The sequence below is a fragment of the Dictyobacter vulcani genome, assembly GCF_008974265.1.
In the GTDB taxonomy this organism is placed as follows: Bacteria; Chloroflexota; Ktedonobacteria; order Ktedonobacterales; family Ktedonobacteraceae; genus Dictyobacter; species Dictyobacter vulcani.
Genome location: NZ_BKZW01000001.1, coordinates 3,831,592 through 3,846,135 on the forward strand (window position 1 = coordinate 3,831,592; position 14,544 = coordinate 3,846,135).

At 50.7% G+C, this 14,544-nt stretch carries 14 protein-coding genes and 2 pseudogenes; 4 read left to right on the top strand and 12 right to left on the bottom strand.

Annotated elements, in window-relative coordinates; translation table 11 throughout:
* Positions 1–213 precede the first annotated feature (213 nt).
* Together KDW_RS16330 and KDW_RS16335 are read left to right on the top strand one after the other, a co-directional pair.
* The gene (locus tag KDW_RS16330) at positions 214–522 is read left to right on the top strand and encodes a twin-arginine translocase TatA/TatE family subunit (RefSeq protein ID WP_162005289.1); all 309 of its coding nucleotides are present in this window, start codon (positions 214–216) and stop codon (positions 520–522) included.
* A 123-nt stretch (positions 523–645) separates the two neighbouring features.
* Positions 646–999 carry a 4a-hydroxytetrahydrobiopterin dehydratase gene (locus KDW_RS16335; protein ID WP_151756933.1) on the top strand — a complete coding sequence of 118 codons (354 nt, stop codon included), beginning with the start codon at positions 646–648 and terminating at the stop codon, positions 997–999.
* A 170-nt stretch (positions 1,000–1,169) separates the two neighbouring features.
* Here KDW_RS16335 and ispF read toward each other — a convergent pair.
* The 10 genes and pseudogenes from ispF to KDW_RS16380 form a co-directional block, all read right to left on the bottom strand.
* Positions 1,170–1,641: pseudogene (gene ispF, locus KDW_RS35950) on the bottom strand (2-C-methyl-D-erythritol 2,4-cyclodiphosphate synthase).
* Between the two features lie 2 nt (positions 1,642–1,643).
* A complete protein-coding gene (gene ispD / locus KDW_RS16345; RefSeq protein ID WP_151756934.1) occupies positions 1,644–2,336 on the bottom strand; it encodes a 2-C-methyl-D-erythritol 4-phosphate cytidylyltransferase in 693 nt (230 codons plus the stop codon).
* Between the two features lie 94 nt (positions 2,337–2,430).
* Complete coding sequence (locus KDW_RS16350) at positions 2,431–3,075, bottom strand: PIN/TRAM domain-containing protein (protein WP_151756935.1); 645 nt, start codon at positions 3,073–3,075, stop codon at positions 2,431–2,433.
* Entirely contained in the window at positions 3,069–3,512 is a 444-nt protein-coding gene (locus KDW_RS16355) for a hypothetical protein (protein ID WP_151756936.1), read from the bottom strand. The genes KDW_RS16350 and KDW_RS16355 overlap by 7 nt, the downstream gene beginning before the upstream one ends.
* A gap of 655 nt (positions 3,513–4,167) precedes the next feature.
* A complete protein-coding gene (locus KDW_RS16360; protein ID WP_151756937.1) occupies positions 4,168–4,896 on the bottom strand; it encodes a DNA repair protein RadA family protein in 729 nt (242 codons plus the stop codon).
* Between the two features lie 86 nt (positions 4,897–4,982).
* Positions 4,983–5,495: an ATPase domain-containing protein gene (locus tag KDW_RS16365; protein WP_151756938.1), complete on the bottom strand. Its 513-nt coding sequence runs from the start codon at positions 5,493–5,495 to the stop codon at positions 4,983–4,985.
* A 243-nt stretch (positions 5,496–5,738) separates the two neighbouring features.
* Positions 5,739–8,171: pseudogene (locus KDW_RS35955) on the bottom strand (ATP-dependent Clp protease ATP-binding subunit); the annotation flags it as partial.
* A gap of 1,070 nt (positions 8,172–9,241) precedes the next feature.
* Positions 9,242–9,394 (bottom strand): hypothetical protein, encoded by a 153-nt coding sequence (locus KDW_RS31810; protein WP_162005290.1) that lies wholly within the window; start codon positions 9,392–9,394, stop codon positions 9,242–9,244.
* Positions 9,378–10,016: a S1 RNA-binding domain-containing protein gene (locus KDW_RS16375; protein WP_151756939.1), complete on the bottom strand. Its 639-nt coding sequence runs from the start codon at positions 10,014–10,016 to the stop codon at positions 9,378–9,380. The genes KDW_RS31810 and KDW_RS16375 overlap by 17 nt, the downstream gene beginning before the upstream one ends.
* 22 nt (positions 10,017–10,038) lie before the next feature.
* Positions 10,039–10,875, bottom strand: coding sequence for a S1 RNA-binding domain-containing protein (locus KDW_RS16380; RefSeq protein ID WP_151756940.1), 837 nt, complete (start codon positions 10,873–10,875; stop codon positions 10,039–10,041).
* Between the two features lie 429 nt (positions 10,876–11,304).
* On the opposite strand from KDW_RS16380, the gene KDW_RS16385 reads away from it, so the two are divergent.
* Positions 11,305–11,919, top strand: a complete 615-nt coding sequence (locus KDW_RS16385; protein WP_162005291.1) for an NUDIX hydrolase — start codon at positions 11,305–11,307, stop codon at positions 11,917–11,919.
* 171 nt (positions 11,920–12,090) lie between these two features.
* Entirely contained in the window at positions 12,091–12,474 is a 384-nt protein-coding gene (locus KDW_RS16390) for a hypothetical protein (RefSeq protein ID WP_151756942.1), read from the top strand.
* A gap of 65 nt (positions 12,475–12,539) precedes the next feature.
* Here KDW_RS16390 and KDW_RS16395 read toward each other — a convergent pair whose 3' ends face one another.
* The gene (locus tag KDW_RS16395; protein ID WP_151756943.1) at positions 12,540–13,502 is read right to left on the bottom strand and encodes a P1 family peptidase; all 963 of its coding nucleotides are present in this window, start codon (positions 13,500–13,502) and stop codon (positions 12,540–12,542) included.
* A 374-nt stretch (positions 13,503–13,876) separates the two neighbouring features.
* The gene (gene rpe / locus KDW_RS16400) at positions 13,877–14,542 is read right to left on the bottom strand and encodes a ribulose-phosphate 3-epimerase (protein ID WP_151756944.1); all 666 of its coding nucleotides are present in this window, start codon (positions 14,540–14,542) and stop codon (positions 13,877–13,879) included.
* Between the last annotated feature and the right edge of the window lie 2 nt (positions 14,543–14,544).

Consider the following 14,544-nt stretch of genomic DNA (forward strand, 5'->3'; position numbering starts at 1 on the left):
CAGAACCAGCTACAGACTGTAGCAAGCCTCAACCATTGTGTGCGGACCCACTGTTTATCCTCTATATCTAAACAACCGCCCTGGTAGCTTTTTTTGTGTAAACAGGACAGCCAAACTATAAGTGACTATCTCGCCTGTGGTAAAATAGCAGTGTTGATGAACTGTTTGTCAAATAGAGTGGGCAATGGTACCGCTTGCGAAGGAGTAACCTCGATGCATCTGTTAGAAATCCTGATTGTGGCTGGTATTGCTCTGGCCTTGTTTGGTCCCAAGGCATTGCAATCAATTGCTCGCAATGCGGGCAAGACCACTGGAGAAGTAAAGAATGCCAAAGATAAATTTATGTCTCAAGTGCCTGCCGAGGATATCTCAAAGTTGCACCAGCAGTTGAATAAAGTTCCGACGAATCCTGCTCAGGCAATGCAGATGTTTTTGTCTCCAGATGAGAAAAAAGCCGCAGCCACTGGCGAGAAAACTCCAGCCAGCACGACAAAGGCCAGACCTGACATGCCCGAAAAGTAGGTGTTGTTCCTGGTAGGTAGGTTGTGGTGCTTCTGATATGATGCATATAGCTATACTTAAGAGAGAGGCGGTAGCGTATCCGGGCCGCTTTCTCATCTTTTATGTCAAAGGCAGGTAAATTCCATGGACAAATTGACGCAGATGAAGTGTGATGCGTGCCATTCAGGTGCACCAAAGGTAACCATCGACGAGATGGAAATATATCATAAGCAGGTGCTGAACTGGGTCATTATCGAGCGTGAAAGTGTACAGCGTCTGGAGCGCGTCTACAAGTTCAAAGATTTTGTTTCTGCGCTCTCATTTACGCAGAAAGTTGGCCGGTTAGCTGAGGATGAGGGCCACCATCCCGCCATTCTAACCGAATGGGGATCAGTGGGCGTGGCCTGGTGGACGCATAAGATTCAGGGATTGCATCGCAATGATTTTATCATGGCGGCTAAGACTGATGAGATTTACAAAGACTTTGCCAATAGCTAGCTCATAGTCTTGTGGTAGTGTCCTTCTAAAAAAGTTCCTTCTCTTATGCAGGAGCTTTTTTTTGTGGTGTGTAGCCAGATATGTGATAGCTTGCGCAGCCAGAGTTCGTCTGGCTTTCTTTGGGAAGGGTATGACACACACCCTTCCCAAAGAAACATGTGGTGGCTGGTTTACGCTTTCTCAATCAGGGCGACGGCATAGCAGGCGATACCTTCGCGGCGACCGGCAAAGCCGAGTCCGTCGGTGGTTTTGCTTTTGACACTGACCTGGTCAAGAGATAAGGCGAGATGTTTGGCGAGATGCTCACGCATGGCTGGAATGTGGGGGGACAGCCTGGGCTGCTCGGCGACAATGGTGGCATCTATGTTCCGATGGTCCAGTTGTGCTGCTTCAAGAGATCAACCGTGTAGGTGAGAAAGACGGTACTGGGCTGATCTTTCCAGCGTAGATCTTTGGATGGGAAATGCTGACCAATGTCACCCAGCGCGGCTGCACCCAACAGGGCGTCCACGATGGCATGGATGACGGCATCCGCATCAGAATGACCCGCCAGACCATAATCATGGGGATCGTGACGCCACTCAATACCAGTGGACGTCCCTCTGTGAAGGCGTGAACATCATACCCGGAACCAATGCGTATAGTCATACTTCTTGTCCTTTTATACATGCCTCAGCGAAGAGTAAATCTTCCTGAGTGGTGATTTTAATGTTGGTGTAGGAGCCAGGAAAAATAGCGACATGGTGTCCCAGTCTTTCCAGCAGGAGCGCATCATCGGTGGCATCTCCACTGGCAAGAGGGGAGTGATGTGCTTGATGGATCAGTGGGAACGAGAAGACCTGTGGGGTCTGGATCGTCCAGAGCAGGGAACGGTCTGGCGTGTCCTGGATCAGGCCATCACGGACCTGCTTGATGGTATCCTTGACCGGCACGGCTGCGATGGCCGCCTGATGGTGCTGCGCCGCCTGTAGGCCAGCCTCAATGATACTGCCTGAGACAAATGGTCGTGCCCCGTCGTGAATCATTACCCAGCGACATTCAGGTTGCAGGCGTGCTATAGTATCCAATCCCTGACAGACTGAATCCTGCCTGCGTGCTCCCCCTGGAACAATTGCCAGTATCTTGTCCCAGGCTTCTTGCTGACAGAGTTGCTCGATATCTGTCAGGCGTTCCTGGCTGGTCACGATAATAATCCTATCGATTTGTGGTGCGTTTTGAAAGGCATCAATCGTACGGGCCAGGGTAATACGGCCCGCCAGGGGTATCCATAGTTTATCGCGACCCATGCGCCGACTGGCACCCGCTGCAACGATAATTACGGCTGATTTCTCTTGCATGACATGTGTGGAGGCTGGTTACTGGCCATCCTCCTTCTCCATAAAAAATAAAGAGCACCACAAAGGGTGCTCTCTGTCCAGATGCTGCTGCGAATTAAGCTTGCCTTTGCTTCAAAGACGATTGTGGTGCTGGAGCCGGGTTACTGGCAATGTTGGCCTGTTGTTTCGGATGAGCGAAAATCATGCGGCCCGCCACAGTTTGTAGCACGCGTGTCACGGTGACCTCGATCATCATATTCATGAACTGCCGTCCATTTTCCACAACGATCATGGTGCCATCATCCAGATAGCCAACACCCTGTCCAAGTTCTTTACCGTCCTGCATGATTTTAATGTGAATATCTTCTCCTGGCAAGAGGACCGGTTTAATGGCATTGGCCAGTTCGTTGATATTGAGCACTTTGACACCCTGCAACTCGGCAACGCGGTTGAGGTTGAAGTCGTTGGTAATGATTGGACAGTGCTGATCGCGGGCCATCTTGACCAGTTTGCCATCGACATCGGCGATCCCCTCGACATCAGTATCTACGATCTCAATGGGTACGGTGGCATCTTTCTGCAAGCGGTTCAGAATCTCAAGACCGCGCCGACCGCGATTGCGCCGCATGGTATCCGCGGAATCCGCGATGCGCTGTAATTCGTTCAGGACAAAGCGGGGGACAACCAGGGTCCCAACGATAAAGCCAGTCTGACTGATATCAGCGATGCGACCATCAATAATCGTGCTGGTATCTAACAAGATTGGCAGAACAGGGCCAGTAGGAGTTGGGGGACTTCTTTTTCCTGATCGCGTTTCTTGCCACGCTCACCACGATCCTCATCACGGTCCCGGTCGCGCCGACGCGCCACCGTGGATTGGAATAAGTGAGCAATATCGCTTTTACGCAATACTGCCGTTGTCAGGCCGATATAGCCAAAGATCACAGCGCCCAGAAATGGGGTAATCTGTCCAAGTCCAAAAGGTAAGTACTGCAAGGGAATTGCCAGTAAAACGGCAAGGATAAGTCCGATAGCCAGACCAATAGCGGCCGCGACCAGATCACTGGCTGAGGCTGCCCGGATTTTATGGCTGATCCATTGAAAGGGGATGACCGTAATATACGGGGTGATAATAAAGGCGGCAATGGCGCTCACGGTTGCAATGATCACAATCGTCCAGGGCAGCGGTAATGGCAATGTGATTAGCGATGCTGAGCGTACAACGAAATACTGATCGCAGCCGCCTATTGCGACCAGAGCTCCTATGATGCGGGTAACGGTGTTTTCACTGACATCCCTGCATCCTCCAAAGCAAAGCACATAGTTATAGATATGTGCTCTCTCAACCAGCTCAAGAGGGTAACGTTACTTCTTTGTACGATTGGCAGGTCTCATGTAAGAATAAAAGGATGATAAATGATAATTCCAGATGAAACGGTTTTTTGGCCTGCTGTCCAAGAAAAATACGCGGCACCTTTTGTAAGCAAACAATTCTTCAAAATATATACGCACTGACGAAGGTTTTTGTTACGAAAATTTTTCTTCAATCGAAAGAACAGATTTCACTTTCATCGCTCCAAACGCCACGTAAAAGAATTCTTCCCGATGTCGTAATCGAGCTGAACCATACAAGCTACCATGGTAGCATAGGCTGAGTATGAAGTAATACACCGTTTTTTGTACTGGAAGCAATAGACTTTCTCTGTAGATATGCTTTTGTTGCTTGTATTACAGATACAGGATGAAATAAGTGCTGCTCATGCTCCTTTTATTAGTGAAGTGCAATCTCCAGTGCGAACGGCTAATGAACTGGCGGTAACCACTTTAAAATCCGCAGGCAGATTGGCTTCATTTAATTCTTGCGCACTCGACTCCCCTGTCCCGCACCTGGAATCAAGCAGCGCTTAAATCCTAGTTTGGCAGCCTCGCGTACACGCAATGAGAGGCGACTGACAGCGCGTAACTCACCGGATAGTCCTACTTCACCAATTAAGGCCATATCGGCTGGAATCAGCTTCTCACGATAACTGGAGGCAATCGCTGCTGCCACACCCAGATCGATCGATGGTTCCTCAATGGTAAAGCCACCAACAACATTGGCATAGACATCATGCCCACCAACGGCCAGACCAACGCGTTTGGTCAGGACAGCCATTAACATCACCAAGGCGATTATGATCGATGCCGTTAGTCGTGCTACGTGGATTGCAAAATTGCTGGGTGTGACCAGAGCCTGAACCTCGACCAGTAATGGACGTGTTCCTTCCATACTCACTACGACTGCTGAGCCGGAAGCATTGGTGGCGCGATCAGATAAAAAGACCGCGGAAGGATTGGTGACTTCAACCAGACCCTCACCATGCATCTCAAAGACACCAATCTCATGGGTGGCTCCAAAACGATTTTTGACGCCGCGTAAGAGCCGATAGGAGTGATAGCGTTCACCTTCCAGATACAGGACGGCATCCACGATATGTTCCAGTACCTTTGGACCGGCAACGGTTCCTTCTTTGGTGACGTGACCAATTACAAAGATCGGTACCTGGGTGTTTTTGCCAGCTGCATGAGCTGGAGCGTGCACTCACGTACCTGGCTGATACTGCCGGAGCGCCGTGAGATGCCCTGCCAGTACGGTCTGAATGGAGTCAACAACCACCAGCGCGGGCTTTAAACGATTGACCGCTCAACAATGATATCCAGTTCTACCGCGGCCAGGAGATAAAGTTGCTCGCCGGTGATCTCTAAACGTTCAGCCCGCATCTTGATCTGTTCAACTGATTCTTCGCCAGAGATATAGAGGACCGGGCCAACATTTTTGGCGATCTCACCGGAGACCTGAAGGAGGAGGGTCGATTTGCCGATACCGGGTTCACCACCCATCAAGTTCAAGGAGCCAGCTACCAGACCACCGCCCAGCACGCGATCCATTTCTGAATAGCCAACGGAGATGCGTTCCTGTACGAGTGGTTTAATCTGGGGAAGCACAATGGGAGTATGTGCATTATGGGTTGAGGGAGAGACGCCCAGCAAGCTTTGTCGCCGTTGTTGCGCAGGACTTTGCGGAACATCGACCACTTCCTCTAAGGTATTCCATGTCCCGCAATCGGGACATTTTCCCATCCATTTGCTATGTTCCCCACCGCATTGCTGGCAGATATATTTTGTGCGAATTTTTGGCATGTAAGGATCTGCAATCTATTGTCTGCCGAAAAATGGTTGTTGGGAAACAACTGCTTCTGGCAGCGTTTTGTTAAGAGCGATGAAATATACGAGGTAGAAAGAAAAGGGGACGTGAGATCTTTCACGCCCCCTTGATGGTTGACTAGGCTTCTGTATTGGTGCTACTACTACCTCACCGCCGGCCGAGAGGGCCGCTTCAGGGGTAGCGGATGCAGGTGGTGGCAACTGCTCGATGCGGTTGCGGACCTCGAGTGCAAGATCGTCGTCAACAATGCTTGCCTCGACCAGATCACCAGGATGGAACTTGCCTTGCAGCAAGCCTTCGCCAACGGATCCTCAACCATACGCTGGATGGTGCGGCGCAATGGACGGGCACCATACTGCGGGTCAAAGCCTTGTCGATCAGGAAGTCCTTGGCGTTCTGTGGAACCACCAGTTCAATCTGCTGCTCAGTTAACTGTGCACGTACGCGGTTCAGTAACAGATCAACGATAGAGTACATCTCTTCCATACGCAGGGAATGGAAGACGACCACCTCGTCAATACGGTTTAAGAACTCTGGCTTGAAGGTATTCTTCAGTTCACCAAGTACTTTACCCTTCATGGCATCATAGTCTGCCTGGTTGGCTTTCGTCTTATCTTTCGAAGCCTTAAAGCCATTGAGGCCTCTTTATTTAAGAGGGAAGCGCCGACATTCGATGTCATGATGATAATCGTATTGCGGAAGTCGACCGTGCGACCCTTGGCGTCTGTCAACTTACCATCTTCCAGGATCTGGAGAAGCATATTGAAGACGTCTGGATGAGCCTTTTCGATTTCGTCGAGCAGGATCACGCTATAGGATTTGCGGCGGACTGCCTCGGTTAACTGACCGCCCTCTTCATAACCAACATATCCGGGAGGGCACCGACGAGACGTGCGGCGCGTGACGCTCCATAAACTCTGACATGTCAATTTTGATCAAGGACTCTTCACTGCCGAACATAAATTCGGCGAGTGTTTTTGCCAGCTCTGTTTTACCAACACCGGTGGGGCCCATAAAGATGAAAGAGCCAATCGGGCGCTTCGGATCTTTCAGACCGGCACGAGCGCGGCGGACAGCGCGTGCGATTTTTTCTATGGCTTCGTTCTGGGCGATCACACGAGCATGGAGTGCGTCTTCCATCTGGAGGAGTCGCTGTGACTCTTCCTGGGCAATACGCATCACCGGGATGCCGGTCCACATCGAGACGATCTGTGCGATCTCCTCTTCGCCAACCGTTGGCTTCTCATTGCCACGCTCTTTATGCCAACCAGATTCAAGTTTCGCGATACGATCACGCAACTTCACTTCGCGATCACGCAATTCAGCGGCCAATTCATATTCCTGTTGCTGGATTGCTGCCTCTTTCTCGCGCAGTACAGACTCAAGACCCTTCATTGCCTCTTTCAAGTTGAGAGGAGCCAGTGAATTCTGCATACGGACACGGCTGGCAGCTTCATCGATCAAGTCGATGGCTTTATCCGGCATGAAGCGATCGGTGATATAGCGGCTGGCCATATCGGTCGCGGCCTTGAGCGCCTCGTCTGTAATAATCAGGCGATGGTGTTGCTCATAGCGTTCGCGGATGCCTTTGAGAATCTCAATGGTCTCCTCGACGGTTGGCTCGCGCACAATTACTTCCTGGAAGCGGCGCTGAAGTGCAGCATCGCGCTCGATATACTTGCGATATTCATCGAGTGTGGTTGCACCGATACATTGCAATTCACCACGAGCCAGGGCGGGCTTCAAGATATTGGCTGCATCGACAGCCCCTTCAGCGGCACCGGCACCCACCAGGGTATGGACTTCATCGATAAAGATGATGCAGTCGCGGCTATTGCGAATCTCTTCTATAATCTTTTTCAGGCGCTCTTCAAATTCACCACGGTATTTGGTACCTGCGACCAGTGAGCCAACGTCCAGCGTAAGCAGGCGTTTGCCCGAAAGCGTTTCAGGAACCTCGCCAGAGATCAGGCGTTGAGCCAGACCTTCAACGATAGCGGTTTTACCAACACCGGGCTCACCGATGAGAGCCGGATTGTTTTTGTTGCGTCGGGAAAGAATCTGGATCACGCGCTCAATTTCTTGATGGCGTCCAACAACTGGATCGAGCGTGCCTGCGCGGGCTGCTGCCGTCAGGTCAATACCCATCTGATCGATAGTAGGGGTTTTGGAGTGCTTGGCGTCGCGTTCATGAGGTGTGCCAGACTGGCTGAGCACTTGAATGGTTTGCGTACGCACTTTTTCCAGGTTCACGCCCAGGCTCTCAAGGACCCCGGCCGCAATCCCTTCACCCTCACGGACCAATCCAGTAAGAGGTGTTCTGTCCCAATATAATGATGATTCAGGCGACGAGCTTCATCAACGGCTAACTCAATCACCTTTTTGGCACGAGGTGTCAGACCGATCTCGCCGAGAACAATGCGATCACCACGACCAATGATAAATTCAACGGCGCTACGAACTTTGTTAAGTTCAACACCGAGATTTGCAAGTACTTTAGCAGCAACACCTTCGCCTTCACGTACAAGGCCGAGGAGGAGGTGCTCTGTCCCAATATAGTTGTGTTGGAAGCGTTGGGCTTCTTCCTGGGCGAGGCTCAGAACTTTTCTGGCCCGCTCTGTGAACTTATCGAATCTGTCTCTATCATTCACCTGTTTGTCACCCCCCTTTCATTGGCAGAGGGTGGAACCGAGCCCTCTGTGTCGCTCAGGTAAACTATTTGCTTCATCATACAACACCCATTATACAGCGTCAAGGATAACAACTGTAGCCTCCCGTCTGTCGATAAACGCTCAACCTTCTTACTGAGAAACAATCGACCTCAGCCCTGCATTGGCATAGGTGCACGCAGCGGAGAGGTCGCGAGATCATCTGTTCAGGTACGATGTGCTCAAACAGCCAAGAAACCTTGCCTATTCAGCTGTCTCCGTATCTTCTTTGATGCGTTGACATGCGAGCAGCTGCACGGAGTGCTGCAGCCATCATTAAGTTCGTGCGGGTATCCCTGCCTTCAGGCATAGGGAAGGAGCACGCCTCCTTTTTTCAAGGTCTTTCTTCAATCAAATGCCCCCAAAGGGAGGGGGAGAAATGTGCGGTTTCTCCTCCTAACCAGAGATGGCTGGCACCCTTTTCCGCACGAAGTAAAGTTTGCCTCGCCAATAATACCGGCCTGCCTATTCTCTCAGCACTGCCTCGAACCCCGTCTGGCTGCTTAACTGAGCGATTATAGAGCCTGGGACTGGCGTGTATCCCAAGGTATGTTCTTGAGCACTACCGATATCGTAGCCCGATAAGGATTGCTCCCCCTGGCTGAGGCTGGTCAAGTCCGGGCTTGTAGAAGACGAGCAGAAGTCACTCCATCTGCAAGCCCCCGCCTTTCGGCGTGGGGTACTTGACCGTCACTGTCACTGGTCAATACGCGATTTGATGAACCTTTATTGTACAACAAATACGTGGAAATAGCATCCAGGATGGTCACCTGTTACTTTATATCGATGTGGCGTTGAAGACAAACCCTCGATCGCTCATAAGTTGCTCATTTCATCATACTACAACTCTTTTTATAGCGTCAAGAACAAATTCCTCTTCAGTTAGCAACAATGCCTATTCTGTGCAGAAAAACTGTTGATAAAACAAGGAACCCCCTGCGCTCTCTTTTATTGAAAGACTACAGGGAGGTTCTCTTACAGATTACATCTGACGTATTGTACGGCTAAGGAATTTACTGCTCGGACGTATCACCCTCATCCTTGGATGAACGCTGACGAGCAGCTGCACGGAAAGCTTCAGCCATCGCAGTCAATTCGCCCTCATCGCGCGAGCCGCTTGCGGAACTGTCACCTGTGCGCTCCTGGCGCTCACGGCGCCTGGTCACGCTTGGAGGAAGGCTGTTCGCCGTGTGCTGGCAGTGACTCCAGAGAAGGGGTGCTGGGAGCAGCTGGTGTTTCAAGCACTGCTGCCGGGGCACTCTCCTGAGGAGCGGCACCTTCGGTTTCCACTTCTTCCTGGGCAGGCATTTCCGTTGTCTCTTCTATGGCATCGACTTCATCAGCCTGACGCAAGCTGAGACCCAGACGACGGCGCTCTGCATCGATGCGTAAGATACGCAACTGCAGCTGTGCACCTTCATGCAGGATTGACTTGGGATCTGTGCCAGGTGTTAACTCGGACAGATGGATCAAGCCCTCAATGCCGTCCTCGATCCGTGCAAAGGCACCAAATGGTGCAATCTTTGTGACGGTTCCGGTGACAACCTGTCCAGGTGTGTAGCGCTGCTCAACGGTAGTCCAGGGATCAACCTCAGCACGTTTGATCGAGAGTGCGATTTTCTTTTTCTCTTTATCGACGCTCAAGACCTGTACTTCGACTTCCTGGCCGACGTGCAAGACTTCACTTGGATGGTTGACGCGGCTCCAGGCTAACTGGCTGATATGAACCAGTCCGTCTGCACCGCCGAGGTCTACGAACGCACCAAAGTTAGCAAGGTTGCTAACCACACCTTACGGACTTCGCCGGGCTTCAGCTCATCGAGCAGTTCCTCGCGACGGCGCTGACGCCATTCCTGGACTGCAGACGCTCTGAGAGGATCAAGCGGTTGCGCGCTCGGTTGATCTCGATAATTTTCAACTGAAGCTCTTTATCCTTCATGCTCTGCAATTTGGCCGCAGTCTCCTGGTTTTCACCACCAGCTGCAACTTCTTCGCGTTTGAGATTAAGGATTTGAGAGATCGGCACAAAGCCACGAATTCCTGCTACATCAACAATCAAGCCACCTTTGTTATAATCAATGACTTTAGCTTTGAGGAGCTCGTTGTTTTTGTACTGCTCTTCTGCGATACGCCACTGGCGCTCAGTGTTAGCCCTCTTCAGTGAGAGGACTGCATGCCCCTCCGAAGTTTCTGGTTGGATAACATAGACCAGAATTTTATCATTGAGGTGTAGCTCGCTAAAAGAGCCATAGCCACTTGATGGCAACTCTTTTGTTGAGAGGACGCCCTCTGATTTGAGGCCGATATCCACCAGGATTTCGTCCTGGTCAATGCGTACGATAACGCCCTCGACTACATCACCTCGTTTGATGCTGATGGGGTTCGCTGATTCTGCCAGCAGCGCTGCCATCTCATTCTGGTTTTCTTCCATCTCTTCGGGGTTGTTGTTTTGCCCTTGTAGGTCATTTCCTTCGATCATCGTCTGTACCCGCCCGCTGTTTTGATTTTCCGCTGGCATTGTCGAAAGGTGCTGTGCTGTTGTGCATGCATGGGTAGTTAACCCCCTTCGAACCACGGTTTGTGCCTCGTCTACGATGGTACACGTATACCAGCCCTTTGTTTGTGTGCGGTTTGTGTTGTCAGTCATGCCGAACCGACCATTCTAGATGGTGTTCTTTAAACAGTAAGAACAACGAAATAGAATGCACTGCACGTTGGGACCCTGGGGAGTGTACCATCGGACTTGGGCTTAATCGGAGGAGGTGCTCAGGCGGTCATCGTTTCGGTTTCTGATACCTTAAGCTGTGCTAAGGATATCTTTTATAACCAAATTGTTTGCTTTACAGAACGGTGATACGAAACGATACTCGCAGGCAGCACGCCATTATGAAAAATAATGAACGCCTGAATGTAAGCATACCCCCACTCGATACTCTCTATTATACCAAATGCGCTCACCGATTGCAAGACAATATACAACCTTTTAGCAAATCTCTCCGATGTTTTTTCTGAATTCAAATTGTATCACAGTGACGCAACCCCCTCTCTATGTGTTACAATACACGCTATGGATGTGTTGAATTTATCAAATAATGTAGAGGTAATACGCGTCTTGCGTGAGCGGCTACAGCCCGTTTCTCTGGCTGAATCCCTGGTTGATACTATTGAGGGGCAGCAGGAAAATGCCCGCAAAGCTGCAGTGCTGCTGGCATTTTTTTTACAAGACGATGAGTTACACCTGATTTTGATTCGTCGAGCCAGTACATTACGCTCTCATAGCGGCGAGATAGCTTTTCCTGGTGGGAAAGTTGATGCGACTGATCACTCTATGGTAACAACTGCATTGAGGGAAGCCTACGAAGAGATAGGACTCCAGCCGGAGCTCGTCGAGCCCCTGGGCGTGCTCAATCCAGTATTTACCGTGGTCAGCAATTATCTGATTATGCCTGTAGTGGCTTATTTACCTCATGGCTCAGGAAACCTGGTCCTGCAGGAAAGCGAAGTGGCTGAATTACTCACCGTGAATCTGACACGCCTGGCTGATCCGGCTATTACCCATACCGAGCAATGGACGCGTGGCAATCAGACACGCACAATTCACTTCTATGACTATGACCAGTATCGCATCTGGGGAGCCACCGGTCGGATCATTTCTTCTTTACTTGAGCTGCTTAAACCGGCCTCTCCCTGATTTTTCGTTCATTTTTCATTCATTTTTCCCCCATTAGTCACATTCCCCTTGCGAAACTCAGACAGATCACTACAATTAAAAGTAGTCGGACAATAATGCTGTAGTGCGTACGTTGTAAGCTGTTCCTTGTTGCTGCGGTCGATAAAGAAACGCCTGAAGTGGAGAAAAGCTGTGACGTTGCCTGGTCCTGATGCGCGATCCAAAAGAACAGTGCCCCGCCGGCCACAAATGATCTCACCCAACCACTCGATGCCCAAAAGACCTGTTGTGTCTCCCTCCTCATTACCCCCGGCCTCTCCCTCAATGCCGGCATCGGCAAACTCTCATTTTTCGGATCACGAACATGCCCTGGATTTTGCAACTCACTCCTGGGATCTAGCCACCGGTGGTTTAAAAACCCTGACCGCAAAACGAGAGCTCCCTATACGACCTGACCGGCGCTATACCAGCGTCGTACCAGATATTGTAGCTACCTCACGTAGCTATATGTTTGCTCTGGTCATTATGGGATGCGTCCTGCTGATGGTAATCGGCGGGGCATCGTGTTATTTGTAATGCTACAACCATGACTTACAGATTTGGAGTTCGTGTATATATATCAATAAGTCTACTTTTCTGATTTAGCGTAAAGAACTGGCTGCTGGAATATTGTGTAAAGTGTGTGCCTGGCGTACCGCTTTGACGATGGCTCGTGCAAGTGTGTTAGCTGCCGCTGCTCCTATGATACTTACAGTTTGTGCCGCGGTTGCTGTGTCATGCTGTATTGCTGATGTCCTATCGCCTAATGCCAGTGTAAATATTGTATCACCATCAAACATTGTATGGGCAGGTCGGATGACGTGTGCCATACCATCATGCGCCATTTGCGCTACTTTGCTGGCTTCGGCTTTGGTCAGGGTAGCATTGGTGGCGATGACGGCGATGGTGGTATTCCCGAACGGATTGCTTCGCGCAGGATTTTTTCCGGCGGCATTTTGTGTACCTGCAAGCACGTGTTGCGTCTGGGGATCAATGATATCTCCCAGGGCGTTAACAAGCACGATGGCACCCACAACAATCCCCCCCAGGAGTTCCTGACTGGCTGATCCCAGGCCACCTTTCATGGCAAAATCAGGACCTAACATTTTGCCTACGGTTGCTCCTGTGCCACCGCCAATCGTTCCCTGCTCAATGGGTCCTGTTGCAGTATCAGCCTGTTCGCAAGCTCGATAGCCGGAATCGCTATCGGGTCGGATTGTCGCGGAGCCAAATGGGAGATCAAAGATTGCCGCAGCTGGCACAATTGGTACTCGCGCCACGCCTGCATCATAGCCAATACCACGCTCATCCAGATAGCGTACGACCCCGCTGGCTGCATCCAACCCAAAGGCACTTCCACCAGTCAGGAGCACCCCATGAACCTCATCGACCATGCATAAAGGATCTAAGAGATCCGTCTCACGCGTCGCTGGAGCCCCCCCTCGTACATCCACTCCACCGACCGCTGGTGTATCGCACAGCACCACTGTACAGCCCGTTCCAGCCTCCAGATTTGTATCATGTCCAACTCGGATCCCGGGCACATCTGTAATATCATCAAACATCCCAGCTTCTCCTATTTAAATATTCATAGCATGCAGAGTATGTCTGAGATTCACGTTGATCGGGAGCGTCGAGTGCGGCCGCACTCGGGCACTAAAGTGCCCATACTTCTTTTATGGGGTGGTGGAAATGCGTGCGCGATGCGCACACATTTCCACCACCCCATAACATTTTTGAGCGCCGCAGGCGCGAAAATCTGGCGACACAGTGCCCGATGGAAGTGCTTTTCAGACACACTCTTAAAAAAAGGTTGTATTAAGTATAACTGATTTTTAGCCATTCTATCAGGGGTATTTGTGTGCCATGGACAACAAAAAAGGTTGTGATCATTCAGAGCACAACCTTTTTTTGTTGTTTTGCTTTAATGAGGAGCGCCTCAGGATTCATTGGGAATCGCGCGACGTAGCTTCTCCATTGTCTGTTCAACACTTTCTCTGGTATTGTAGAAAGCGGAACCCGCTACCAGCAGATTGGCTCCGGCGCGCACAACCTGGGGAATGGTTTCGGCATTAATGCCACCATCCACCTCAATATCGCATTTAAGATTGCGCTGTTGAAGCATACGGTGCAGTGTTTCAATCTTGGGCAATGTCTCTGGAATAAGTTCCTGTCCACCAAAGCCAGGATTGATCGTCATGACCAGAACCAGATCGCAGAATGGCAGCATGTCCTGCAACATGAAAACCGGCGTTGAAGGATTAATCGCTACGCCAGCCTGTTTGCCGGTCGCTTTGATCTGTTTGAGTACGCGATGCAGGTGGGGCGAGACCTCTTGATGAACAATGATCACGTCCGCGCCAGCTTTCGCGAATGTCTCAATATATTCCTGAGGATTGCTGATCATCAGGTGCGCTTCCAGCGTGGCTTTGGTACAACCACGCACCGCCTCAACGACCATTGGTCCCATGGTGATATTAGGAACAAAATGGCCATCCATGACATCAATCTGGATCCGTCGCGCTCCGGCAGCCTCGGCGTCTCGCACTTGCTCGCCCAGGCGGGTAAAATCCGCAGACAGAATAGATGGGACGATCTCTACCATGA

Excerpts from the sequence above, each read along its gene's own strand:
- KDW_RS16330 (WP_162005289.1), top strand. The coding sequence starts at position 214 with ATGCATCTGTTAGAAATCCTGATTGTGGCTGGTATTGCTCTGGCCTTG.
- KDW_RS16335 (WP_151756933.1), top strand. The coding sequence starts at position 646 with ATGGACAAATTGACGCAGATGAAGTGTGATGCGTGCCATTCAGGTGCA.
- ispD (WP_151756934.1), bottom strand. The coding sequence starts at position 2,336 with ATGCAAGAGAAATCAGCCGTAATTATCGTTGCAGCGGGTGCCAGTCGG.
- KDW_RS16365 (WP_151756938.1), bottom strand. The coding sequence starts at position 5,495 with ATGCCAAAAATTCGCACAAAATATATCTGCCAGCAATGCGGTGGGGAA.
- KDW_RS16380 (WP_151756940.1), bottom strand. The coding sequence starts at position 10,875 with ATGACTGACAACACAAACCGCACACAAACAAAGGGCTGGTATACGTGT.
- KDW_RS16395 (WP_151756943.1), bottom strand. The coding sequence starts at position 13,502 with ATGTTTGATGATATTACAGATGTGCCCGGGATCCGAGTTGGACATGAT.
- rpe (WP_151756944.1), bottom strand. The coding sequence starts at position 14,542 with ATGGTAGAGATCGTCCCATCTATTCTGTCTGCGGATTTTACCCGCCTG.